This window comes from Citrobacter sp. Cc139 (genome assembly GCF_030334645.1).
Classification (GTDB): Bacteria; Pseudomonadota; Gammaproteobacteria; order Enterobacterales; family Enterobacteriaceae; genus Citrobacter; species Citrobacter werkmanii.
Genome location: NZ_JAOWDM010000074.1, coordinates 15,812 through 41,452, shown reverse-complemented (window position 1 = coordinate 41,452; position 25,641 = coordinate 15,812). Strand labels below are relative to the sequence as shown.

At 51.0% G+C, this 25,641-nt stretch carries 21 protein-coding genes; 1 reads left to right on the top strand and 20 read right to left on the bottom strand.

Annotated features, from left to right (window positions below; genetic code table 11):
- Positions 1-8 precede the first annotated feature (8 nt).
- The 20 genes from OGV69_RS08265 to OGV69_RS08170 all read right to left on the bottom strand — a co-directional run bounded on the left by OGV69_RS08265 (position 9) and on the right by OGV69_RS08170 (position 21,383).
- A protein-coding gene (locus OGV69_RS08265) for an IS3 family transposase (protein WP_114140367.1) occupies positions 9-1,177 on the bottom strand; the annotation gives its coding sequence in 2 pieces (ribosomal slippage) (positions 9-928 and positions 928-1,177; 1,170 coding nt in all).
- Between the two features lie 665 nt (positions 1,178-1,842).
- Positions 1,843-2,940: a hypothetical protein gene (locus tag OGV69_RS08260; RefSeq protein WP_049034483.1), complete on the bottom strand. Its 1,098-nt coding sequence runs from the start codon at positions 2,938-2,940 to the stop codon at positions 1,843-1,845.
- Entirely contained in the window at positions 2,933-4,696 is a 1,764-nt protein-coding gene (locus tag OGV69_RS08255) for an AAA family ATPase (RefSeq protein WP_049034484.1), read from the bottom strand. The genes OGV69_RS08260 and OGV69_RS08255 overlap by 8 nt, the downstream gene beginning before the upstream one ends.
- Positions 4,696-6,621, bottom strand: a complete 1,926-nt coding sequence (locus OGV69_RS08250; protein WP_049034485.1) for a restriction endonuclease subunit S — start codon at positions 6,619-6,621, stop codon at positions 4,696-4,698. Before OGV69_RS08250 ends, OGV69_RS08255 begins: the two co-directional genes overlap by 1 nt.
- The gene (locus OGV69_RS08245; protein ID WP_049034486.1) at positions 6,618-9,077 is read right to left on the bottom strand and encodes a type I restriction-modification system subunit M; all 2,460 of its coding nucleotides are present in this window, start codon (positions 9,075-9,077) and stop codon (positions 6,618-6,620) included. Before OGV69_RS08245 ends, OGV69_RS08250 begins: the two co-directional genes overlap by 4 nt.
- Before the next feature lie 19 nt (positions 9,078-9,096).
- Entirely contained in the window at positions 9,097-11,826 is a 2,730-nt protein-coding gene (locus OGV69_RS08240) for a type I restriction endonuclease subunit R (protein ID WP_049034487.1), read from the bottom strand.
- On the bottom strand, positions 11,823-12,026 hold the full coding sequence (locus OGV69_RS08235) for a helix-turn-helix domain-containing protein (RefSeq protein WP_049034488.1): 204 nt from the start codon (positions 12,024-12,026) through the stop codon (positions 11,823-11,825). The genes OGV69_RS08240 and OGV69_RS08235 overlap by 4 nt, the downstream gene beginning before the upstream one ends.
- Positions 12,027-13,224: 1,198 nt before the next feature.
- Positions 13,225-14,466 carry an integrase gene (locus tag OGV69_RS08230; protein WP_069325307.1) on the bottom strand — a complete coding sequence of 414 codons (1,242 nt, stop codon included), beginning with the start codon at positions 14,464-14,466 and terminating at the stop codon, positions 13,225-13,227.
- Between the two features lie 404 nt (positions 14,467-14,870).
- A complete protein-coding gene (locus tag OGV69_RS08225; protein WP_069325308.1) occupies positions 14,871-15,200 on the bottom strand; it encodes a TA system toxin CbtA family protein in 330 nt (109 codons plus the stop codon).
- Positions 15,201-15,238: 38 nt separating this feature from the next.
- Positions 15,239-15,604 (bottom strand): type IV toxin-antitoxin system YeeU family antitoxin, encoded by a 366-nt coding sequence (locus OGV69_RS08220; RefSeq protein ID WP_069325309.1) that lies wholly within the window; start codon positions 15,602-15,604, stop codon positions 15,239-15,241.
- 25 nt (positions 15,605-15,629) lie between these two features.
- Entirely contained in the window at positions 15,630-15,851 is a 222-nt protein-coding gene (locus OGV69_RS08215; protein WP_069325310.1) for a DUF987 domain-containing protein, read from the bottom strand.
- Positions 15,848-16,390, bottom strand: a complete 543-nt coding sequence (gene radC, locus OGV69_RS08210; RefSeq protein ID WP_069325311.1) for a RadC family protein — start codon at positions 16,388-16,390, stop codon at positions 15,848-15,850. Before radC ends, OGV69_RS08215 begins: the two co-directional genes overlap by 4 nt.
- Positions 16,391-16,402: 12 nt before the next feature.
- On the bottom strand, positions 16,403-16,846 hold the full coding sequence (locus tag OGV69_RS08205) for an antirestriction protein (RefSeq protein WP_014226749.1): 444 nt from the start codon (positions 16,844-16,846) through the stop codon (positions 16,403-16,405).
- A gap of 30 nt (positions 16,847-16,876) precedes the next feature.
- The gene (locus tag OGV69_RS08200; RefSeq protein ID WP_014226750.1) at positions 16,877-17,698 is read right to left on the bottom strand and encodes a DUF932 domain-containing protein; all 822 of its coding nucleotides are present in this window, start codon (positions 17,696-17,698) and stop codon (positions 16,877-16,879) included.
- A 98-nt stretch (positions 17,699-17,796) separates the two neighbouring features.
- Positions 17,797-18,027 carry a DUF905 domain-containing protein gene (locus OGV69_RS08195; protein ID WP_014226751.1) on the bottom strand — a complete coding sequence of 77 codons (231 nt, stop codon included), beginning with the start codon at positions 18,025-18,027 and terminating at the stop codon, positions 17,797-17,799.
- A 71-nt stretch (positions 18,028-18,098) separates the two neighbouring features.
- Positions 18,099-18,548: an IrmA family protein gene (locus OGV69_RS08190; protein WP_014226752.1), complete on the bottom strand. Its 450-nt coding sequence runs from the start codon at positions 18,546-18,548 to the stop codon at positions 18,099-18,101.
- Positions 18,545-18,997: a YfjS/YafY family lipoprotein gene (locus OGV69_RS08185; RefSeq protein WP_000737933.1), complete on the bottom strand. Its 453-nt coding sequence runs from the start codon at positions 18,995-18,997 to the stop codon at positions 18,545-18,547. Before OGV69_RS08185 ends, OGV69_RS08190 begins: the two co-directional genes overlap by 4 nt.
- A 36-nt stretch (positions 18,998-19,033) precedes the next feature.
- Complete coding sequence (locus OGV69_RS08180; RefSeq protein ID WP_069325312.1) at positions 19,034-19,603, bottom strand: hypothetical protein; 570 nt, start codon at positions 19,601-19,603, stop codon at positions 19,034-19,036.
- Positions 19,603-20,307 carry a helix-turn-helix transcriptional regulator gene (locus OGV69_RS08175; RefSeq protein WP_014226755.1) on the bottom strand — a complete coding sequence of 235 codons (705 nt, stop codon included), beginning with the start codon at positions 20,305-20,307 and terminating at the stop codon, positions 19,603-19,605. Before OGV69_RS08175 ends, OGV69_RS08180 begins: the two co-directional genes overlap by 1 nt.
- A gap of 200 nt (positions 20,308-20,507) precedes the next feature.
- On the bottom strand, positions 20,508-21,383 hold the full coding sequence (locus tag OGV69_RS08170; RefSeq protein ID WP_069325314.1) for a GTPase family protein: 876 nt from the start codon (positions 21,381-21,383) through the stop codon (positions 20,508-20,510).
- Positions 21,384-21,688: 305 nt separating this feature from the next.
- Between OGV69_RS08170 and OGV69_RS08165 the strand changes: the two genes are divergently transcribed.
- Entirely contained in the window at positions 21,689-25,480 is a 3,792-nt protein-coding gene (locus OGV69_RS08165) for a hypothetical protein (RefSeq protein WP_069325315.1), read from the top strand.
- The last annotated feature ends 161 nt before the right edge of the window (positions 25,481-25,641 follow it).

Genomic DNA, 25,641 nt, shown 5'->3' with positions numbered 1-25,641 from the left:
TGTAGTGGTCAACTAAAACTGGCCACGGCTTTAGAGTTTTTCCAGTATCGGTTTTCCGATTCGTTTGGAGGTAATCCACCGTTATAGTCATGCGGCCTTAGCGAGCTGTAATACCCGACGATATAGTTTGTGATCGCATGAGCTGCTTCGCTAAAGTTTATATAGCCTGTCACTGGCACCCACTCGTTTTTCAGACTTCTGAAGAAGCGTTCCATCGGGCTGTTATCCCAGCAGTTTCCGCGTCGGCTCATACTTTGCCTGATCCGGTAACGCCACAGTAACTGCCGGAACTGCCTGCTTGTGTAGTGGCTACCCTGGTCACTGTGGAACATCACTCCCGCTGGTTTACCTCGGGTTTCCCACGCCATTTCCAGCGCTTTGATGGTTAGCTTGCTGTCCGGTGAGAATGACATTGCCCAGCCTACCGGTTTCCTGGCGAACAAATCGAGAACGACGGCGAGGTAAGCCCAGCGCCTGCCTGTCCAGATATACGTCACATCGCCGCACCATACCTGATTAGGCTCTGTCACTGCGAACTGTCGCTCAAGGTGATTTGGGATAGCGATGTGTTCATGACCACCCCGTTTATACCGGTGGGTGGGTTGCTGACAACTCACCAGTCCCAGTTCTTTCATGAGCCTGCCGGCAAGCCAGCGTCCCATTCTGAAGCCTCTCAGGGTTGCCATAATGGCGATACTTCTCGCGCCAGCAGAGCCATGGCTAATGTTATGCAGCTCCAGAACCTGACTACGTAATACAGCCCGCTTGCCGTCTGGCTTTTCGGGGCTTTTCACCCAGTATTTGTAGCTGCTGCGATGAACCCCGAACACGTGGCAGAGTGTGACCACAGGATACTGCGCTCTGAGTTTCTCGATTAACGAGAACTGTTCAGGGAGTCTGACATCAAGAGCGCGGTAGCCTTTTTTAATATGTCGTTTTCCATTTCGATGCGTTGTAGCTTTTTCTTTAGCTCACGTATTTCAATCTGTTCTGGGGTTATAGGAGAGGCTTTAGGTATTTTGCCCTGTCGTTCATCCCGTAACTGCTTTACCCATCGCGTCATGGTAGAAAGCCCCACGTCCATAGCACTGGCCGCAGCTGCAACTGTGTAGTTCTGATCAAGGACCAGTTGAGCGGATTCGCGTTTAAACTCTGCGCTGAAATTTCTTTTTTTCATTGGGACACCTGTATTGTTCTGAGATGAGCATATCACCTCTGTTCAGGTGGCCAAATTCAGTAAACCACTACATGTAAAACCGCCTCTGCCGTTGGTGCCTCAGGTCATGGGTAATGCTTTGTAGTCCTTCTATGATACGAGCCGCAGGCTCTTACGCACCATGTGAATGATACACAAACTGCATTAATGGTGTCAGGGATGCTCTTCAACCCGTCAACGTAGGCGATGAAGATATAGTAACTTCGGCACAAGCTGGCTCATAGCTTAATTATTTGATAAACAATAAGCTATTGGGCCTGGATTTATCTGCTCTTAGCTCAGGTTTGATCTGACGCAGCTATGAAACAAAACCAAACCAGCTACTCGTAGAGTGAAACGGAAGTTCGAGATGGTACAGTCTCTAACGGTTTCCCCCGTCATCCATATAGTAGTGCCGACATTTTCAGCGAATACGGCCAGTTCTGCATCCTCAGTTCATTTGCCCGCATGTTAACGTAGCAGTAGTACAACATCATTCTTAGGCGGGCCGGTAACCCCCCTACTTTTGACAGCGCTGATAAGTAGAATCACTTAAGCGCTGAGTACTAAACTGGCTATCCAACGCAAGGGGCCACATCAGCCTCAAGCGGGGGCTATATAACTTGTCTTGGGCTTCGCTTCCGTCACTAGAGACCCAACTCGCTGTGCCACGCTGCCAGGCGAGAAGGTTCCTGCAATGCAAGAGCCAAAGTCTGATGCACTTCATGATGAGGTTCGCTATGCACCAGATCTGCCTGCCATTGCTGTACGTAGGACTGAATATCGGCCACGCTATGCCGCGCTTGTGCATTTTGGAGCCGGCGCTGTTCTCTACGCCTAAGTACATCCTGATGCTTGGCATATTCCGCTTTAAACTCCCGCGTCCACCGAGTGCTCAAGTTGAGCAGCTCGTCGAGTTTGGCTGATTTGGGCTGATCTGCAGGGGTGACGGACGAGCACTGCACAGACAGATCAGCCAGCACGTACTCTAGGCGTACCGTGCCATTGCTTGGACGCAAGTATGGGTGAAACCAATCGGCAAAGCTGCCGTTGGAATGCACAGGTTTGTCCCCTTTGTTTGGAGCTTCGTTGCAGGTACTGCATATCAGCGTGAGGTTTTCAGCACATACGCTCAATAGCGGAAACTTGCTCTTAATAATCCAATGGTCAACGTGAGGTGTGTCGCCAAGCGGGCCACCGCATAGCACGCAAACCTCTCGAGCATCTGGAACTGGGTTCAGACGATGCGCATTGCGGAAAGCTTCCACATAGTCAGCGTATTTAACGCCATTAACAGCGGTGGGGGTGCCATTTGGCTGGTATGGCAAGCCACTACGAAATCCTTTTTCGTAAAAGGCTTCCATCAATGTTTTGAATGCCTTCCAATCGGAAGTGCTAGTTACAGGACAATTGATTGGCCACAGAGTTGGTCTAGGTTGAAACTGAGTTGCAAGAGCAGAGACTGTCTGTATCCAAGCCCTCAACGCCGTCTTCTGGGCCGAAGGCATGGCAGCAATCTTTTGTGCACAATTCAATAGCGATTGACCGGCTTCAACTCGTTGGAGAAAGTCCCACAACCAATTCGCCTCAATGGTGCTAGCCAGTACTGGTGGCTGTAACCCTTGCTGACTGATGTGAGGTCCTGTGGTGGCAGGAGCACTCAACCACAGTGCAAAACGTTGCATCAACCGCTGGCATGCGACCAACGCAGGAGAACACGTGACGCGGTGGATAGGCTTAAGCATTACTACCCCGCCAGGTATTCAACAGGGTACGCAATTCACTGCGATAAAAGCCCGAACCCATACGGGCGATCAGACGCTCCAGATCGGCGATGTCTTCGGGTGTGCCGGTGGCTTGCTGTAGCTTGTCTTCGATAAACTCCTGGGCGCGTTTGCCAATGCTGTCATCAGCACCAAACACAGTCATCATCAATGCGCTGGGGTCGGTAGCGAACGTCGGTTCGTCCACGTTGCGCACGGTGGATCCATCCGCCGTTTTTTGTACCATCACTATTTCGTTGTTGAACACATCCGAGAGCACGATGGCGGAATGGGTGGAAATCAATACATCGTTACTGGTATTGCCAATCGCATCGTCGATGATGTCAACAATCTCACGCTTCCATTTGTCATTGAAATGGGTTTCGGGCTCATCGAGTAGTAGTAAGGCGTCCTGCTGGCCTTCCAGCAGGTGGAACAGCGCCATGCGACCCAACACCATTTGCTCACCGTCTGAAAGCTCCTCGTAGCGCAGTATGCCAATGTCAACCGAGTTGAAGTCGGTATTTTCGTCAGGTGCGGGTGTTCGGCGCAAGCGCAACAGCACATCATCAAACATGCCTGCCTGATTCAGCTCCAACAAACGGGTGAAAAGCTCAAAGCTGCTCACGTCCTTGGCGCCGCCGAGTAACGCCCAAAGCGCTTCGCCCTGGCTGGTGCAGGTTTGCAGCTCATCGCGGGCGGGTGACAAAAACGAGATGCCTTGTGCGTTGAAGGGGCCTTTGAAATCGAACCACAGGATACGACGAGGTTCCGCAGGATGCGGCTCTGCGACAACTTCACTGGCACACAACCACCAATCATGGGCAGTTTCACACAGTTTCTGATCCCATTGAGTCGCTTGTAAACGCGAACGGAATGCGATAGAAACCAAGTGGTGCCACCCCCCCCGCTCCAGAAGCTTTTGCAGAGAATTTTTGTTATCAGCTCGCCCTGACTGGTCTTTTGTTTCAACCAAGGCCTGTGGCAAAGCCACAGCCAGCAGCGCACATTTCAGCAATGTGGCGTCAAGCAAAACCGGGCGGCGGAAGCTATCCATCTCGCCAAGGTTTGCATTCTGTGGCTGCCGTTGGGTATTCCCCCCCGACTGTTGCACTGCTTGAAAGGCATTTTCCTGAGCGACGGTCCAGCCTGCGGGGCGTTCGTCACTTTGGGCATTATCATTGCTATCAAGTATACCTTCTGCGCGCTGATTGCGATTCCACACAGAACGCCAAGGGCGCAAATCTCCGGTGGTGTAGGCCAGAACGGCGGAAGGTAAGGCTATGCTGTGTGGTGTCACCGATCCTGTGGGCCATTCACCTTTGTGCACAAGAGGCCGAAATTCCGAAGGAATATCGCTGGATTCGGCTGAAAAATGCGCAAGCATTTGCTCGAATTGATCCGCCGTCAGATTGTCTGGGAAGGAAAATTTGTCGGCAATCCACAGGCTCGCGGACTGACGATCTCCGAGCCAATCCACGATCAATGTTCGCGCGTTAGGTGCGCCGTGTCTCCCAAGTTCATATACCAATTGCACAGGGAAAAGGGTTCGCTGTCCAGCTGCTAATGCCAAGAAAACCTCGGCGACAGCCCGCAGAAGGTTGGACTTACCACTGCCATTCACACCGACGACGAAACGAATGGCACACTCGCGCGCCAGCGGCGAGCCGCTGGCGAAACACACCTTGATGTCAGAGATGGGCGGGTAGTTTTGCAGACGTAAGTAACGAAGACGCATTAGACAGGCTCCAAATCAACTTGCCGCGCCTCTACCTTGAGCGCGCTGGCGATGTCTTCTTTCAGCTCATCGAGCGAGGCGTAATGCTTGCCCAAGTCCACCAAGTGAGTGAAGTCTTGTCCGTCTTCATCTTCAACGGCGAAAACTTGGAACATTCCGCTTGCTCCAGCGTGTGCAGAGGTCTCGTAGTCCAGCTGGACTTCAAAATGGTAGTGCTGCTGGTCAACACCGGACGTCAACGTTTTACGCAGAGTCTGCACATCTGCCATACGTGTGAACTCTTCCGGACGTAAGGGGCGGAAGGCTTTAAGGTAATCCAGCTCGCCGCTTTCCAGGTCTTGCTTGGGCAAGGTGATTTTGGCGATTAAGCCCAGTGAAGCCAATTGACTCAAGGAGCGGCGGATGCGATTGCCGTGCGACTGGCCAAAGGCTTGTAAACGTTCCGTCACAGTCGCGTCATCGCAAAATCGAGAAAAGACCTCCGGATCTTCTACCAGCAAGGGTTGGCCATTCTCCTGGCAATAATCTGTGAAGGCCGCCAATACTTGGCGCTGGAACTCACTGATCTCGCTGAGCAACCAATGGCGCTCGGTGTGGGTGGTGGAATCGGTTTGTACTGTACTGGCAATCACAATATTTGCTGTCGCATTGACGATCTTAGCGCCATGTTCGCGCAGCGATATATCGCGAGCTTTGGCAGCCTCGATAATTTTATCTGTATGCGCAACACGCCAGTTTGCAGTCAAATGTCCGACGAGGGCTTGCTGGCTAATGAACTCCTGCAATTCGGAATACATCTCTAACTTTCCAAGCATCTGAGCCCGTAACGCTTCGATTTCACGCACCAATTCAGAAAACTTCTGTTGTAACGGCAGTGGAGGCAGAGGAACGGTGATACGTCCGAGATCAGTCGGACTAACGTTCGCCATGCTAACGGCCTGCTTGGCTGAATTTAAGAGGCGATATTTTCCATAAGCACTATTTAGCGTGGCCCAGAGAAACTCAGGCAACATCTCTGGCTTCAATCGAAGGCGTACAAGATAAGATGCAAAACTGAATACCCCCGCAACTGGTCGCCAGATAGTACACTTGCCCACCAACTCCTTTGAGTTGGTACGATTAAATAGCAGGTCACCATCGGCCAATTTCGTGGATTCAATGTCTTTTTTCGACAGGGAGGCGTATTTCAAATCCGTCAAATCCAGCCAGCCACTCGCGGTTATGCTGTTCATTCGCAATACCGCATGCGTTCCGGTCTCGCCCATAGCTTCGGATACCCCATATTGGGAGTCCGCCACGTAATCGCTGATTCGAACTGGATCAATCAGGCCATCAGCTGTGTACCAATCGCCAAAATATTCCCAGTAGGCCGTCCGAACCAAGTGATCAACTTGATCGCTAATGGACTTCTTAGCCTTAGTGACCTCCTCTACCAGTTGCAGTACATCGACGATACGTTGTTGTTCGGGGAGGGTGGGGAGTGGGATTGGAAGACGATCAAACGCGTCCGCCGAAAGTCTTGGGAGATTGGCACCCACAGCCAGTTGTGCGGCACGCGCATAAATCGCCGGCGATCGCAAATAACGAATTGCGAAATCAGGTAATAGCTCCTCAGATGCTCTCAATGCCCAGATATCAGTACTGCAAATACCATCCTGAGTTGCCAAATGAACCTTGTTCAGGTTTGGGCGCAACTTTCCATACAGAATGTCGCCAGCGCTGAAGACTGTCTTGATGCTAAGGATATCGCTACCTTCGGTGACATCTTCTGCCTTGCGGAGCAACCTGCCAGTGTGTGATTCAATATGCTCCAGACCGACATAAAAGTGACTATTGGCTTGAGATGTCTGGGGGTTAACTTTAGTTTCAACCCGAGAAAGAACATTGCCCAATCGGGCCTCTTCCCATGTTGCTGGTAATCTCATTCCCGCCCCTCCACCATAGCCAGCAATTTATCCAGGCCTTTAATAATGTCTTGCTCAGTGGTTTTGAGCGAGCCGATTAACTCGGCCAAACTCTTGTCGCTCTTGAGCTGGGTGAAGTCAAATGGCTTGTACTGCCCGGCGGACAAATTCCACTCCCGTGCCTCGATGCAGTCCGAGTCTAGCAAGCCATCTTTCAGAACACCTTTTTCGGTATAGAGCCCATCGGCCAGCATCGCTTCCACATAAGAAGGCCGCACTAATCCCTCTGCGTTGTGTGAACCTACGACCTTGCCGTCTGCACTTTTCCACTCGTCGTTACGCGCCCAAGCCCGCACGGGGACGACCCAATGCTTGGCAGCTTTGAGCTCGGTAGCTTGATCAATAGCTAGGCTACGTAGGGTTACGTCAAAGCCGTCGAGCTTGGCTACTTCGCGAGCGATGCCTTCCAGTGCAGCGTTCAGGTCGGCCACCGGCTCATAGGTGCTGAGCTGGACCGTGGACGCTTGCATGACTGCCTGCTGGTGGTAGGACAAGCCGGCTTTGAGCGCATCCTTGACCATGTCTTTCCACAGCAGTAGCGCAGACCCATCTTCCGCTTCAAAAAATCGTTGCACATCGCGTACGGCACGGTTGAATTCTTGTTGCGGTACTTTAATGGCTCTTTTCCATTCCGCCAGCGCCTTGTCGCTATCCATTTGTTTGGCAGCAGTGGGCTTATCTTTCCACTTGATCCATACAGGCTGGGTGGGGGCTGCGAAGAACTGGATCACCAAATCGTAGAGTGTCCGGCTGGCTTCGTTGCGCACCAGGTCTTCTGCTTCTTTTGGATCCGCAGGAAGCTCGGGAAACAGCTCGTGTATGCCCCATACCTGACCGTCCCACATACTGGTGTCGGGCAAGGCCGAGAAAGCTTCACCTGCGGGTGTAAGTTTGTCGGCAGTGTCACGCAGTAGGGCTTGGCGCCAGCGTTCGGTGTGAAAACTGGGTTGCAGCAAGGTCTTTTCATGGCTTTGCGCGCCACTGCGACCGTGCTCGATCCAGGCTTTGAATTTGATGAGTGCATCCCATAGGTCGTTTTGTTGGCCTGGGCGTGGATTGCGCTTGGCATCTTTTGAGTAACCGTCTTCCTCTACCTCATAGAACCAAACGTGTTCGGTCAGTGGTACTGCATTGCTGGGCAGGCTTTGCTTGTTGTCGCGCCGAGTGACTTTTCTGAAGATCAGGATCGAGGTCTTGACGCCGGTGTAGGGTTGAAAAACGCCGCCGGGAAGGGAAATTACCCCTTCCACCATATGCTCGACCAGAAGCTCGCGGCGTAAACGCACGTGGGCATCGGTATTGCCGAACAAAACACCCTCGGGGATGATCACCGCACAGCGCCCACCAATATCGAGTAAGTCGAGCATCAACCACAGAAAGAGCAGTTCGCTCTTGTTGGTGATTGATTCATCCTTTTTCTTACCGCCACCGCCCACGCGTGGGAACAGTACGGTGTCAGGTTCCAGATCGCCGCTGTCGACTGTTCCGGTAAAGGGTGGGTTGGCCAGCACGAATTGGTAGCTGCCGGGCTCAAGCAGTTCTTTAAGCTTGGCTTTTCCTTCGCGTTTGCTAAGGGAGTCGCCCTGCAGCAAGTGCGGGTCGATCACGTCATGCAGCACTAGGTTCATCCAGCCGATGCGGGCCATGGTACGGTCGTTATCGAGGCCGACAAAATAGGCGCCGTTGTGGATTGCGTCATATTGCTCTGGTGTAGCGGCGGCGCCATCGGTGCGATGCGGGGTGCCGTCCCATTCCAACACGAGATTGTCTTGCGCGGAGAATTTACGCATTAAGTACTGCTGAGTGCTAAACAGAAAACCACCTGTGCCGGCGGCGGGATCTATGACGCTTTGGCCTGGCTCAGGGTCGAGTAGCTCAACCATGAAACGGATCAAATGTCGCGGTGTACGGAACTGGCCGTTCTTACCTGCCGTGGCTACTTCGCTAAGCAGGTACTCAAAGGTGTCGCCCATGATGTCTTGGGCGGCTGAGCCTTCACCCGCTCTGGCGAAGAGTTGATCGATGGCATCAATCGCGTCGCTCAGCACCTTGCCTTTGTTGGGGTCTAGCTGGAAGTATGCATCAGCCATGCGGTTATTGAGGCTGGATAGCTCTGTACCGTTGGCGCTGGCGCTGCTGAAGTGTTTATCGAGCTCCCGTAACCACGGGAAAACTACGTCAATCAAATGGCCGGGATTGGTCTTTTCTTGACGGATGTAACTCCACTTACAGGATTCGTAACCCACATAAATGGAGGAAAAGCCTCGTTGCTGGCGCTTGAGATCGATGTCTTCCAAGCGTTTAAGGAAAAGCAGATAGGTGATTTGCTCAACTGCCACCAAGGGGTTGGTGAGGCCCGCTGCCCAAAAGCGGTTCCAAAGTTCGTCAACTTTTTTCTTGATATGAGGTGCAAGCATTCAGGGTGTCCTTGATAAATCAGGCTACGTCGTCCAACAGTTGGTTGGCGAGGTTGATAAGTTCGTCGATGTCCTGCTGCGGAAATAGCGTTTCCACTCGGCCCACGCGCGAGAGCGGTGGTTCGCCGAGTGCTGCACGGGTAATGCTCCCGTGGCGCAGCACGGCGGCCTTTACAGCGCGTAGGAAGTTAAGTTGATTGGCACGCAAATAGCCGTGAGCGGCAATGAATGCTTCAAAAGCGGCATTGATGCGCTGCTCGCGGTTAGGCAGATGCGCACCTTCACAAAGTATGTGGCGTAAAAAATCAGCCAGAGATGCAGCTGGGGCTTCAAAAGCTTTGCGCAAGGTGTCTTCGGTAACGAACAGATCAGTCTGGTTCAATGTTTTGCTGACTTGGTCCAATTCCTCGTCATCCAGATGCTCGCCTTGTTTGAGTTTGGCTATTTCTGGTAGCTGGCCCACCAGCCGGCGTACCAACGCTTCCACTTGCTCACGATAGCTTTCCGCAAAAGCTCCTTCTCCGGTAGGGCCATAAATTATCCAGCTACGTTGCGTAATGCTGTCCGGTAGATTGATTTCGACCGTGCGGCTTGGTATGGATGTGCGATAGCGCATCAAAGGTGAGAACACGGATTGCAGCGTGCTCAGACGTGCCGTATTTAGGTGCTGCCAAAAACCAGTAGATTGCACCCAAACTCGTTGTTCAGCCACACGCTGCACTTCGGGGATGTTGTCGGCTAAGCTGCTCACAGCCTCTTGGATGCGTTCCTGCACTTTGGTTTGTTCGAGAGCATCGCCCTTAAGATAAGCCACAGTAAGACGCTCACACCAGATGCGGAACTGCAATTCTTCCAAGCATACCAACAGTGCAAAGCGCATCAATGGCGCGATGGTCCTGGATAGATGCTCCAGTGCGCTTTGGCTTGGCTCTGGCCATTGCCGCACCAGCGTGTCGAGAGCATCCCAATGCGGCCGCACGTTGATGCTGTGTCGAGGTAAAGCATCCAGCATGGCCAGCAAAGCGGCGATAGTTGTTTGTGTATCTTGCTGCTGGGAGTGCAGAAGCAGCCACTTTTCCAACCGCAGGCGGAACAGACGCACTGGCAGCGGCTCACTCGGATACTCCACTTCGCCATCGGGTTTGAGCTTGAAGTAGGCGAAGTTTTTCCAGTGATCAATGATCAGAAAATCCTTCTTGATTTCGCCTGTTGCCTTGTCGATATGTAGTCGTGTGCCACGCCCGATCATCTGCCAGAACTTGACCTTACTAAATACAGGCTTGGCAAAGACCAAATTTTGAATAGCTGGAACGTCCACTCCGGTATCAAGCATATCCACCGAGATGACCACACGCGGCATGGTACGGTATTTGAAATCGTCCAACGTGACGTCAGCACGCTCCATGTGGCTGTCAATGATTTCGGCCATGCCCTGGCGCTGCAGTTCTGGATATAGGCGATTAAAGCCTTCGTAAAGCCTTTTGGCATGAGCGTGACTGACGGCGAAGATGATAGACTTGTGCGGCAGGCCGCGAATATCTTTGCGGCTTTTGTCCATAAACTCTTTCACCATGGCATCGTTGGTTCCTTGATTGATGATGCCTTTTTCGATGTCGCTGCCATCGAAATTGAGCTCATCAAGATCTACGCCTTGATCACGTGCCATTTGCTTCAAGGGCCCGGGTAGTGTGTCCCCCTGAATACCTTGAAGCTGAAAGTTGGTTTGTGCGTCAAGCACACGGTAATTCACTAGGTTCTGATCAGCGATGGCCTGTTCGTAACTGTAGTAATAGCTGGGAGCTCCGTCGCCACAATCGAATAGTTCAAATGTGTTATGGTCGATGTAATCGGTTGGGGTTGCGGTTAGCCCGAGCTGTATCGCATCAAAATGATCAAAAATAGCCTTGTAGCGCTGGTAGATGGAGCGGTGACTTTCATCGGCTACGATCAGGTCGTAATAACCCACTGACAGGCGCGAATACACCTGCATCATGCTTGGGTAGGTAGAAAACTGGATGCGAGCTCCAGAAGTTTCGCCAGATTCGATGCGAGCCAGGCTTTCATTGGGCAGATATGATTTGAACTCCGACATAGCCTGACGCACCAATTCCCGTCGGTCTGCCAGGAACAACACTCGCTGCACGCGCTTGGAGCGCAGCAAGGTATCAACCAAGGCAATGGTCGTCCGCGTTTTGCCGGTACCAGTGGCCATCACCAATAGGAACTTGCGCTTGGCGGCATCTACGCCTTCAGTGACGCGACGAATAGCCTCGTTTTGATAGTCGCGTCCGGCTATGTCAGCATTTATAGTTACATTGCCCACGGGCTCGGCGAACTGATGCTGGTGTCGTAGGCGCTCCAAATCATCTCGGGTATAAAAACCGGAGATCTTGCGAGGGGCGTAACGAGCACGATCCCAAAATTGAATTTCTTTGCCATTGGTAAGGAAAATAAACGGGTCGCTGCCAAATTGGTTTTTGATCGCATCCGCGTAATCTGCAGCCTGGCGCTTTCCTGCGAGCACATCGCGAGATGATCGTTTAGCCTCGACTACAGCAATTGGTTTGCCGTCTGAGCCGAGCAAAATGTAATCCGCAAATTGGTAGTCCTTATCGGTAATCTCGGGCTCCGCCGTTTTGAGCAGAAATTCCTCCATAAGGGTACGCCGACTTCGTGACCAGCCAGAACGAGAGAGCTGCGAATCAATAATCTCGGTGCGAGTCTGTGCTTCGTCACGGTTTGAAGTCATTCTGTGCTACCTCCCTCAGCAGGCTCACCCGCCCCACCAGCCCGCACCCATTCGTCCACTTCAGACAGCTGAAACTTCCACAGCCGGCCAATTTTATGGGCGGGTAGTCCCTGGCGTTCGCGCCAGCGGTAGACAGTATCTTTGACAACACCCAAGTGTTGGGCAACGTCGAGGGCGGTGACCCAGGGTTCGGCGGTCATAACAGTGGCACCCTTCAAAAAAGACTAGAGTCGTTTAAAGTCATTAATAGTCTACCTAATCAACCCTTAGATGACTATGCAAAATTAGCGGGTAGTTGACTGCTCCCACTTCACTGGTGCGAACTACGAACTCGAATTCTCGACTTGTAATTCGAGCAGCACGATGATCTAACCCATTCTTGATAGACACCTCGTTAAGTGATTAAAACCATTGGCAGAGGTGGAACATGAGCAAAGCAACAACTGAATAGAAAAAGCCCCTCCCCCTTTACTCTCAGCAATACAAGCAACTGTCTTTAGCCACTGATTACGAAGCTTGGGGATTTACCTTTAACAGAGAGTAGCCTCGGAGATTGTCAGGCTGATTGCGCCAATTCCCGCTTCAGAACCTACAGACTAGTTCCCGCCCCTGCCCATGCAGCAGCCAAGCCGATCAGATACAGGTTTTGCTTGGCGAGTGAGACGGCTACATTGATTATGTTTGGCGGGCTCTTTGCTGGCTAGCCTTCGGCGCACCTAGCAACAGGATGATCGTGTCCGCTTCTCGGCCCTGGAACGTGTGGCTCTTGCCTACACGGTCACGACTCCACTCATCCCCTTTTACTCCCAGCGCCCGCAGCAAATCAGTCTCACTGTCGAGACGCCGACGCATGTTCTGCTCTATGATCGAGGGCTGTACTTGCTGCCAGTATCGCGTGCGTATCATTCGCCTTACCTGTAGGAGAGAAAGAGGGGAGTGAACCTAGGTCGTTCTGGTCTTCGCCGAACTGCTGTTGCACTACTGTTGCAGGAGCATCACGGGGTGTAACTTGGAAGGTTTGCGAGGACGCCGAACCGGGATGACACGCTGATGGACAGGAACCCCACGTTGAGCCCACGCTGTGATCGCTAAGTACAGTTCGGGCTTGCTCGATTTTAGTCGTCAAGGCTCAGGCCCTGGCAGTATTGCGGAAGGTCAGCTCGTTCAACAGCCGTTCAAGTTCATTAACGTTGTTGCGAGACAGCTCGAAGATTACTTCCAGATCAAAGATCGATTTTTGCGCTACTGGCGTGTTTTCATTTATTTCTGCGGCTCCATATCCCTTCAATTAAGAGATATTATGCTAATTAGCTTGATTTCTAAAACTATTAACTTCGGCTTGAAATATAAATTCTCATTCAGCCCACTTCTAAAGTGGGAACCGTCATTAATTATCCGTCACACCGCTAAACGCACTCCTCTCATACCTCCCTCAATCATACTTCCGCGGTCAGCAGCCATAAAGAAGTCAGCCCACCATTGCATCATTGGACGACGCTGCTCAAGATAGTCACTGCGGTTATAGGCGCGACGGACCTCATTCTTATCTACATGGGCAAGAGCTGCTTCAATAACATCAGGAGGAAATCCTTCCTCGTTGAGAGCTGTACTGGCAATAGATCGCAAACCGTGTGAAACGAGCACTCCACCAAACCCTGCGCGTTTCAGCGATGCGTTAACGGTTTGACTGTTCATCGGCTGGTTTGGCTTGATGCGGCTGGGAAAGATAAATTCTCGATTTCCACTTAACGGCTTCATCATCTCCAGTATTGCAATTGCTTCATCTGACAATGGAACAGTATGGTCGCGGTTCATTTTCATGCGTGCTGCAGGAATCTTCCACTCTCGCGCTTCTATGTCTACCTCTTCCCAGAGAGCTTCAGCCGCTTCGGCAGGGCGAGTAATAGTAAGAAGTTGCCACATGAACAGGCAGCGTGTGGAAAGGCTAATGCTGGCTGTTCGCATTGTCTGCATCAGTTGAGGTAGCTGATCCGGTCGAATGCTGGGCATGTTCTTCTTCTGCGGCTTCTCAAAGGCTTTACCGATATTAACGCTGGGAACAGCATCAATCAGCCCTGTGTTTTGGGCATAGATCATGACCTCATTAATGCGCTGGCACAGGCGACGAACGGTTTCCAGTGCTCCTCTGGCCTGAACCGGTTGGACGGCCTGAACCAGCGTGTGAGCTTTAATATCTGTAACGCTAATGTCGCCAATCGCAGGAAAAACATCTCTCTCAAGAGAGCGCCAGATATCCTCTGCGTAGTCTTCGGTCACGCTGGCTTTCTTCACATTCCACCAACGTTCAGCCACGAGCTGGAAAGTATTGGTTTTAGCTTCCAGCGAACTGCGAAGTTGTTCTTGCTGATGTTCCTGAGGGTCGATTTGTTTCGCCAGAAGAGAACGAGACTCTGCGCGATAGTTTCTGGCATCGGCAAGCGTAACTGACGGGTAGGGGCCAATGCTCTTCTTCGCACGTTTCTTGGTGACAGGGCGAATGTAGCGAAACTGCCAGATTTTACTCCCGCTGGATTTGATGAGTAGCTCAAGGCCATCACCATCATAGAGAACGTAGTCCGCTTCTTTGGGTTTGGCTGATTCGATTTCCTTAACGGAGAGAGGTTTGGTTTGTCTTGCCATTGCCGGGTTTCCATAGTTTTAGGCACCTCAAAAACAATAAAGCTTTATGAGGTGCCTAACAAGGTGCCTAAAAGGTTCGGATTTAATTAGTTGGCATCAGACTTCGCGGGACAAATTGAGGGCACAAAAAAACCCGCAGGGCTTGCGCCGTGCGGGCTCTTAGGACTTCATCGGATGACTCTGGTAATCACCGATGGAGAATTTTGGGCTGGCGGAGTCTGAATTGGTTGTGTAACTTGTTGTTTAATAGCTGATAACCTTCAATTCAATTTTCAATTTGGTCCCATTGTTGGTCCTAAAAGAAAATGTCAGGTTTTTTGCAGGGAGGGGAGGTTACAGTAGAAGTCTCTTTGTCTGTGAGATTAGCATTTTGCTTTCCTTTAGTCTGCTCTGTATTTAAGCGTTTATTTCACGTTAGCTTTTATCAATCCGGTAGAGCGCCTTGCTCGCAGAATATCCACTACGGAAATATACGGGGTTTGTTCTTGCCACGAAAACCCCTTCCGGTCGATACGGACAAGCTCGTATTTTTCTACCAGAAAGTTCACCGCATCGCTGAGCGATATCCCGGCGTCAATATGCTCTTGGATGGTGGTTTCATTACTGAACGGTGTGTCATTCAGCGTCAGGCCATAGTGCTGCGACAACAGATGAGTTAGCAGGCACTGCCAGATTTCAATGGGTGACAGGCAGGGCTGAGCCGCCCGTGTCGGGTGTGATGATAAGGCTTGCATGATGTTTACTCTGTGATGTTCAGGGAATAAGTGGTGAGCTAATGCGGTTCAGTCTGGTCAGGATAAATAGCAATGTAGACATAACCACAGGAGCCGAGTGTATCGGCTTCGCAGGTGAGTCCGTTGTGGTAAAACGTGACGCAGTGCTGATAGCGGGGATTTAGCGCGCCGCTGGTGAGCATTAGTTCCAGTTGCTTGAGTATCAGGGGAAAAGCTTGGTCCAGGTGTAATACATCCCCGTCGCTGAAAGCACCGTTGAATCCGGCCCGGTCAGCGAGAAAATGCACCCGGTTGCCTTCCTGCACCAGACGAGCGCCAAAACAGGGTGTGATCGTGCGCTTTAGTCCCCACTGTTGGCAGGCGGGATTATCCGGCTTAGTACCGGATTCGGAGTAATTGTTCATTATTGTTCCTGATTAAAGGGAAAGATTAATTGAGAGTGACACTTCGAAGAATGACATAGGGACCATTGCGGTCCTGACGACGTTCAGCAAATACGGCCAGAACGCCGCGTATATCTTCCACCTCGCGGCCAGCATAATGGCAGATACTGCCTGACCATTTATATTTTCCCGTACTGAAGCGAAACAGCCGAGAGCCTGGATGCTGTCGGTACAAAGCCATTGCCTGACGTTTACTGATGATTTTCATAACCAACCTCGCTCAGCGAACGACACAATGCCATCCCGACCGACAACAAGATGATCGAGCGTTTTCACATCAACCAGTTCTAACGCTTCTTTAAGCCTGCCCGTAATGTTGCGATCGCATTGGCTGGGCTCCGGATCACCGGAGGGATGGTTATGCACCAGCACGACAGCTGCGGCATTGAAACGAAGCGCCGACTTCACTACCTCACGGGAATGAACCTGCACATGGTTTACCGAACCGGCGAACAGTGTTTCACTCTCCAGTAAACGATGCTGATTATCGAGATAGAGCACCATAAACACTTCCCGCTCCTGTCCGGCCAGCTGTAACCGAAGCCAGTCACGGGCAGCAGTACTTGAGGTAAAGGCTATTCCAGGCTGGCGCAGATATTTATCAAGCAAATTAATAGCCCGGCGGATGGTCCGTCGGGCATAAGGTGTCAATCCGGATGTCGCTGGGAGCAGGCAACCATGCCGGGTCATAGCCGCCAGCGGAAAGAGTTCAGGCTGCGATGACAGCGGGGATAATGCGGTATTCATGTCAGGCATTCCTCAGTCGATGAGATGCATAATGGCGCTGCACTCTGGATGGTGTAGCGCGAAGTCACGTAAGCGATAATAGTGCTCAGTCATCGCATCACATTCGGTACGACAGGCGTGGTGGCTGTATGTCATCAGACAGGCGACTATCCCTGCCGCTTCGCCAGTAAGTTCAGCGCCGTTGCCGTTCATGCTGTTGAACAATGCCCACGTCTTATCGTGCTCTGACTCAGGAGCCATGAAAGCACCGCCGTTGCTGAGCGTCGAAAAGTTCCAGATACCACCGTGATAATCGACACACAGACGGCTCATCCAGGCAAAGATTCGGGGCTCAAGGGTTATCCATTGTGGGATGGAGCCAAAGTGCTGCGGCCAGAAGCCGATGCGTAACTCGTCAGGGACCACCGAGGCAGTAATTGCTGCCTGCTCAGCGAACTCAAAGTTTTGTGTATTCATTAAACTATCTCCTTATGCCGGAGCGGTTGTTTAACGCCCGAAAAAATCGAGCATATTTTCTGCCATTACCCACAGGGCGCGATTGAGCTTCACATCGCCATCAATACCGGTAACAGCACGGGTGCGGCTGCTTTTCCCCTGAGCGGTTCGCCCTGACAATCCCCCTTTCATCAGGTTCTCCTGCACGCGCTGGTAGACTGTCCACAGGTCATCGCTGTAGTCCTCCCGACGACGCGGAGTCAGCAGCTGCGATACCGTGACCGGCTGGTGGTCTTCGCCAAAGCGATATTTCAGCGCGGCATTCGCCAGCGCGTGACGGGCCGGGGCTGGCAGCGCCAGTGACTGCATCGCATCGCGCTTCTCCTCCACCCGGTCAAAGACCCCGAGCACTTCGTAAGCCCCTTCAATCACCTTCTCGACGACATTGCCTTTATGCGGTACCCGCACTTCTCCGAATGACTGGCCGCAGACCAGACCATTGGTACAGACGCCTCGAAATAGCCCCGGCAACATCTGGTAGCTTGATGAGCCGTCATGGCTGTTAAGTAGAATGATTTCCGGCACCTGATGTCCGGACAGTTGACCGGCACGACGCAGGCGAAGCATGTGTTTGGTGTGCTCCCGCTTGCTCTGGTCCCGAACCTTCGTCTGGCAGGCAAAGAACGGCTCAAAGCCTTCACGCTGCAGGCTTTCAAGGATGGTGATGGTCGGGATGTAGGTGTACCTGTCTGAACGAGATTCATGTTTGTCACTCCCGAACACGCTGGGGACATGACTCATCAGCTCTTCGTAGGTCAGAGGCCGGTCACGGCGTATCTGGTTTATACGGCCAAAGCGGCTGGCTAATCGCATGGGTAACTCCTTATGCAGTGGGTAAAAAGACAAAAGGCCACACTTCCCGAAAGAGGTGTGGCCTGACTTTGTTTGTATCGGTGATGTGCTGGTGGTGGTTATGCAGGAAATTTGCGGATGCCATAACGAGTGATATACCGGTTCAGCCAGTAACCGGCATCCGGCTCAAAGTTCCAGGCTCGCCAGACCATGCAACGCTCATGACGGACAACCAGACGGAAATGTGTCCCCAGGTCGTCCTCTATAGCAACGTTGGAATATTGAGACGCAACCGCCTCTGCCTGCTGGCGAGTAAACGGTCCATCAGGCAATTCAGTGAGTTCAGTCATACAGGCCCCCTAAAATAAAAAGCCCCTGTGGCATTAGCGACAGGGGCTGAATCAAACAGATGGCGAATCGGCTAAGATGCCTTACCACCGACAACCGTGACTTGTACAGGTCGGTAGTACTGCGGGTCGAAAACGGAAAGTGGCAGGTCAATCTGGTAACCATTACGCTCTTCTGTTGCCTTCATGATTTCGACGGAGCTGACGTTTTCCACGCATTCGTTCTCCAGCGAGGCTTCCTGAGAGCGAGTGGCATCGCTGTCGCCAAATGCAGCCACTGCCATATTCCCCATGGCCAGCGTGTTTCCCCCTTTATCTTTCAGACGCAGGGAAAGTGTCAGAGGCCCGAATCCTTCACCACTTCCGCCGTTGTCCAGGCGAAACTGCCACACGCAGACATTGCCCGGCACCCAGACCATGTCTGTGTTGCGGATGCTGATGTAACGCTGTTCTTCGGCCTGAGCCGGTGAAAGCAGACAAAGGCTCAGAGCGAAAACTGAGATAACGCCTTTCAGCTTCTTCATGGATTTTTCTCCTGATTCTCCGGCAGATAGAGTTTCCCCATTTCCTTGCCATCGTGCGAATACACCACCGATTTTTCACCCGTGTAGCTGTCGGTTTCAATCCGGAAGCTCAGGGTGATATTGTCCGCAAGACACAGGGCAGCAATCAGAGGCTGCACCGTTTTCTGCTGCATATCCGCAATGTAGTAATAATTGCCTGACTCACAGCCTTCCGGCGACTGGTTGGTTTTCATCACCGTATATTGCGGTGTGCCGAAAGCATCCTTCTTTACCCATTCCTGGGCAATATCGGATTTATGCGAGACAACCTTGCTGAACGGTGGCGGAGTCAGGTCCTTAAAACTGGCTATCGTTTTCACACCCGCATCTTCCTTGCGGTCGCAGCCAGAAACCCCCATGGCACCGATAACCATCAAAACAGTGAGAACAGGTCGATACAATTTCTTCATGGTGCAGATTCCTTATTATTCGTCCGTTCCGTTGCTTCAGCAGTTGCCAGTTCGTCGGCACAACTCAGCCAGACTCTGCTGGGCTACCCACTGCTGCAGTTTCTGCTCTGAGGCAGAACGCTTCGCCGCCAGGGCAGCCTGCTGCTGTTTGTTGACACAGTTTTCCGAGAATGCAGCAAGTATCTGGTTGCTGTGAGGTTCGTCAGCCAGCTCCAGCTGATACTGGGTATCGATGATAGTGAAGTAACACCCTTTCCCCTGGTCTTCGCCCTGATAGACCGATGTCAGGTCGGAGTAATAACCGCTGGCAGGTTTCAGATTCAGCTTGCGCACAGTATGCGTTTTCTTATCGGCAAGAAAATAAGCACCACCACCCCGCTGACGCAGCAGGAATTGCCTGGTCCAGGGATAATTGCCAATCACACTGGCCTGATAGAGCGTATTGTTTAGCGTGTCGTTATCCATGCCATCGGCCGACTTCCAGCCATCCGCCTGCATGTACTGCCAGAATTTGACGGTACCCACGACAGTTTCGGCAGACGTCGGAAAGGTAGCGCCAGCGCAGAGACTGACGGCCAGTGCCGTTGTAATCAGTAATTTCTTCATCATGATTCCTTATGAGGTAAAAGACCGTCGCCAGTTCTGGCGAGCAGTGAGTGAAAAACGTGAAAATGAGGAAGGGCTCTAAGTAATTCCGGTTCGGCGAGAACGTTACGAATCTGAAGGTCGGGCACGAACAGTTCCGGGTGCAAGGTAACCGCATGGATATCGTTCAGCGGAAACACTGCCACGCGATGATGATGCTCGCCAGTCAGATACCAATGCCCGCCGCAGAGTACGAGGCGGTATGGTGCAAGCCCTGAGCAACGACAACCTTCAGCCAGCAGCGTCACGCGACGATGCTCTGATATAGCCCTGACAAGGCGTGTAAATATGCCTGGCCTGGGTGGCGACAATGACTCCGATTCTGCCCATATGAGGCACGGAGACTCACCGGGCCCACTCAGCAGTGAGCTGACCATGTGGTTATCCATGTCAGGAAACAAGGCCTCCACACCTGACTGACGAGCAAAAGTCAGCACCGCCAGTTCGCGCTGATGGCTACCTGAAAGCAGACGACAGGTGCCGTCGCGATATTCCAGGTCCAGGTACATCAGTCGCTCACGAAAATCCCGGCGGAGGGTACGGAGCGATACACCAAACTCTGCGGCAAGAAGGCCCATATCCAGTGTTTCGCCAGCAACAAGGCGGCTGATAATGAGGGACAGCCGAACCGCCAGCCGCTCATGGCGACGCTCAGTCTGGGACATTAGATTTTCTCCATCCCGTTAACAGGCTGAAAATTAAGTGATTAGTGTAACGAAGGGGTCGGACAGGGTATGGACATGGGAAGGCGTATTTTTTCAGTGCGAGGATTACAGTTGTAATGCGCCTTTACGCGTTGAAGGTGTATTAATCGCTCATTAATTGAGCACGGAAAGGACAGGAAGTGTCCGCTATACGCGGTTTTTCAGAAGAAAATCCAGTCCCAGACGGCACGGGCAACGGTCACCACGGCTTCCCGCACGGTTCGAATCACAGCCCTTACAGGCGCTGGCAGAAAAGATGATGACTCCACATTGCCAATCATTTCATCAACTGCATGACCAAAGCGCTCACGTGCCTGCTTTTTTACCGGCTCGGTGCAGAGCCTTCCATGCAGTTGTGTTGTCAGTGGGCTGGTGGCGCGGTCAGGCAGGCAGCGCATCATGGTTTCCACCATCGTATTCAGTCCCCATCCGGTACGGGCCGACACCATGCAGACTGGATGCTGCGGCAGAAACAATTGCTGCATCGCATGCTGTTTCGCCTTAATCGTCAACAGCTGCGCCGCAGAGGGCTGGTTATCGGCAGTTTTCCACTCGTGGCAGGGTTCGATTTTGTCGGCCTGATTCACCACAAATAAAACCCGATGCTGGTACGCCAACATAACCCTCCGATAGAAATGCTCATCCACCGACATGGCGCGATCATCGGCTTTGATAGCCCACAGCACCATATCCAATTCTGGCAGGATGCGGCGATACAAGGTGGTGTATTCCTCGTCGCGTTGCTCGCTTTCACCCACTCCCGGTAAATCAACAATCATTAGACTGTGATTGCCATTGCGAAGTCGGAAGCGCAGCACATCACGAGTGCAGGAGTCAACATTACTGACAGGTGTTACCTCTCCCTGGAAGAGAGCATTACAGAGCGACGACTTACCAGTCCCTGTTTTGCCCATAATACCTATCACAGGTTCGTACTGCGTCAGGCTACGAAGACGTTCAAGAATATGGTTGCGGATAGTGTGAGGGAGAGAAGCCAGCGGCTCCTCAATAGCCTGAAGGCCTTTAGATTTATTCATACAGATATCTCGGCGTGAAAACAAAAATTTACGCAATCCGGTCAGGATGCGAGGGGACTCACCATGATGATATCTATTTGAAATTATTTAAAATGCTAGTCTTAAGTCAGCATCTATAGTTGTAATGATTTCAGAATGTTGGTGCTAATGGTCTGCTCTGTTTAGTTCTTGGGAGACAGATCAAGCCTCATGAATAACTTTGAAGTAGAATAATAGTACTTATTGTAATGAATTTTCTAAAGAAAATGACCATGCAAAAGTATATCTCTTATCTGAGAATGCTTGAATAGAGAAGATGAAATGCCATGGGATACAAGAAACGTAATCAATCAGGTGCTGGCTCACATGCGGGGCGAGGGTTTCGATACCAAGATGCGGTAGGAGTATGGTTGGCGCTTCGCTGTTGGAGCCAAGAGCTTTCCTATGGTCTTGTTATTCCTGAGGGGCGAGATGATTACGAATTAAAGGGCATAAATTCTTCTGCACTTGTTCAAGTTAAGTCCCGTCGTGATCACATGGGGTTATTCCCGGTTAGCGATGTCGTAGGTTTTGTAAGGGCGCTATGGAACCGTTATGAAGCATCTTCTGATCCAAGTATAGAACTTAACTTGATCCTTGAACGTCCTATTATACACGGGCCAAAAACAGATTATGTCCTAACTGAGCATTCAGGTTTAGTTGATGCTCTGCAGGGAGATGCTTGCTGGCAATTACTTTCATCCCGTACCCACATCTGGATTGTTGCTGAACCTGCGGAACAAGCAATTGAAACCATCAGTGATACATTTCCCTGTGCACCAGTGGCCGCACAAGTTTACTACGGCGAATTGCTAAACCACATTGGTGGTTTGGCAGATGAGAATGGGATGGTGAAGGACGGAAGGTATGAAGGATTGGCTATATCCGATGTCGAAGCTATTTTACGTCGAATGGAGCCTGTTCTTGATGTGGCGAGTATGGAAATTGCTCTACGTGAAGGATATTGCGATGCTATTGATTTTATTACTATTGTAGACGATCCTGCATTTTATCTGGGAATGAATACACGGCCTGCTCATCTTGCCGCAGGCCTTGTCGTGGAAAGACCTGCAGCACGCAGCGAAGTTTTGAAGATGCTGGAAACTCAAAAAGCCGCTCTAATCGTTGGTCAGTCGGGTACTGGAAAATCAGCACTTATGTGGGAAGTGGCACGAGCCAGTCGACATACAGTTCGTTGGTTTGAGATTACGCGAGGCTACAGCTCCGATGCCCACATTCTTATCCGCTTTACCCGTTCATTGAGAGCATCCTCTACAGCGCCCGTTGGTTTTATTTTTGATGATGTGGGTAAAGGGAAAGCTGATATATGGGATGGTTTGCTACGTGAGGCAAGAGCCGGAAGCGGCATTCTTCTACTTGGTTCAATCAGAGAGGAAGATGCTTTTATGCTGACAACCCGGTCTCTTGCCGGAGAGGTCCGTCCAACCATGGAGGAAGATGTCGCTGAACGAATTTGGCGACAGCTTTCTCATCAGAATCATACTACATGGGCAGGCTGGCGAGAGCCTTGGATACAAAGTAACGGACTTTTACTTGAATACACGCATATCCTCACTCGAGGTGAGAGGCTTGAAATTGTTCTTGGGGAACAGATAGATAGTCGACTTAGGGAGGCCAGGGATGCTGAATTAGCTATTCTTCGTATTACCTCCTTGGCTGGGGCCGCAGGGGCTATGGTTGATATTAACCGTTTGGCAGAAGTTTTAGGTCTATCTCAGAACGATCTTTCCAGAGCACTACGGCGGCTCATTGACGAACATCTGATATCCGAACCACAAAACGGTTTCTTGAGAGGGTTACATCAGCTACGTTCTGCGGCTATATTCCGCCTTTGCCATAAATATCCCCCACCAACACTTTCGCACACCATCGCAGAAGCAGCGCTTGTCGTTCATCATTCGAATCTGGATACCTTGGCGGCATATGTCATTATTCATTATCCGAAAGCTAAAGACATTTTGATTAAGGCGATTGCGACTCGAATCGAACGTGAGTGCGAACCCGTAACGCTAATTGCCGCCCTTTCAGGGCTTGGTCAGGCACATATTGAGATGACGCTGAGAGGCTGGATACCTGAAGCACGGACCCTAGGCCTAGAATCAACTCAGATTACTGGCGTTGTTATGTTCGCCATTGCTGATGCCGATCTTTCGGATAATATTTTTCCTGAACGTATAAAAGATTCAATGCGGTTGCTGCAAACACGCTCTATGGAAGATCCCAGACTAGTTTTATTTACCCAAGTATCTTCTACTACTGTTAAGCAGATAATTTCTGCGTCCGAGGTATCAAATCTTCGGGGGGTCTTGGGAGCGATGTTGGGTATAGATATTCCGGTAAATATTCGACAAGTTATGGCTGAGTTAAGACCTTGCTTTGATGGGCTGGAGCTTGTGGCTATTGCAGATCTACTTGGTGTGGCTCGGCTCATCGATCCTGGTATTCCTCTTGCTTGGTTAAGTAATTATTCTCCAGAGTATTTAATTGCGCGTATTCCACGAGAAGTACCATGGGCTGGATCTGTCAGTATTGAAACCGTGCCAGAAGGTCGGCTACTACGTAGCTCAATATTCCATGTCGCACATTCGGTCCAGACAGACATACATGACGATGTTGTAAGTCTTTGCACACTTTTGCTTGGATTGGATCCATCCGCTGCAATGGTCGCTGTAGATGCTATAGCTCCGGGTGGTTTTCTCTCAGGCACTCCTGATTATCCCCTTGCATCGAAGCGAATACCAAGAGAGAACCTGCCACCATCGGCATTACCAGAATGGAACAAACGGTGGATAGCAACCACTGCTGGACTAGTGGGAACAGAAAGTTATACGGATTATTTACAGAGATCGATCAAACTGTTAGATAAACTCGTTCCGCTAGTTGAGAAGATACTGGATGGGATCCTGCGGTGTAAAACCACTTCATCTAAAGTTCTGGAACAACTTGGGGCCGTGCATGAAGCTTCCCGCGAGCTTACCCCACCGAAAGGAGGGGAGTTTATTGGCTTAAATACAGAACTACATACTACTCCGATTCAGAATATATTATTTTCCTGTTCCGCTGATATGATCTGGCGGTTTATATCTTTACCTGAAAGGTATGGCGCATATATTGCGTGGCTAAAAGATCTGTTAAGGAACATAGAGGAAGGTAAGGATTACCCTTGGGAACTCGTAGGAGGCTATCCGGAAAAATCCTTCACTCGACTGAAAGAACTAATCACATCACTACGTTTGTTGTCAGCAGCAGCGGGCTCTCAGGGAGTAAATCCTACACGTTTATGGCTTGCAGAGTCTAAAGCGGCTGCACGTGGAGGAGCATTGAGCAGCGCTGTCAGAGTAATAATGCGACAGTTCAATAAGTTAGCCATGGAGAAGCTGTTGGAGATAGAGGGCCGGCTGAGAAATCGAGGGATTGAAGCGGAACTCTACGCTCGCCCAGATTGGGAGCAACTTTTGCCGTGGCCAACATCAGAGTTTCTGGCGATTATTGATGTTGAATATCCAGAAGATTGGCTGCTATGGCTTGACGAAAATGGAGAACATATTCAGAGCGCAATTGGAGAGCATCATCGTCTCTGGGTTATTCCCCGCATTGCAGGGATTGTAATATCACAACTAACCGTTAGCGCGATATTTAAACTTTTCGCATCTCCATACGCGGTTGATGACTGGCTTGATGAATTAAAAATCAATCGACTTAACGATACACTGACTCAAGCTGCGCAACCTGTATTGTCACTTATCACCGAGCTTGATGGACTACGCCATTTCAACCTTGGTACCGCAGAAAGACCTCATCTGGAGCAGTCTGTGCGCCAGGAAAATGAAAAAGCACTGATTAGTGCCTTGGGCAAATTTGAGAAGATAGCAGAAGGCACCCAAGTTCAAATGTGTCTCCGACAATTAAATGAAGAGTGTATTGCTGGAAGAATAGACGTAGCTGAGGGAGGGAATGCTTTGCTACATGGACAACTGACTGCCGGTGGAGAAGCATTGTTGAACTTACAATTTACCTTACTGACACAGGATTTGGTAACTGCCTTAGCTCAAGCGTAAATATTGACATCATGTTGGAAGCCCCTGGACAGGCTCTGTTGAGAGGATGAAAATTGTTAATTGATGTGGGGAAGCTCTATAAACTTACCGATCGTCGCAGCTTATTATGCCAAAGTTACTATCATTCTGCGATAGAAGTGGCACTAGCTTTTCAATTGTGG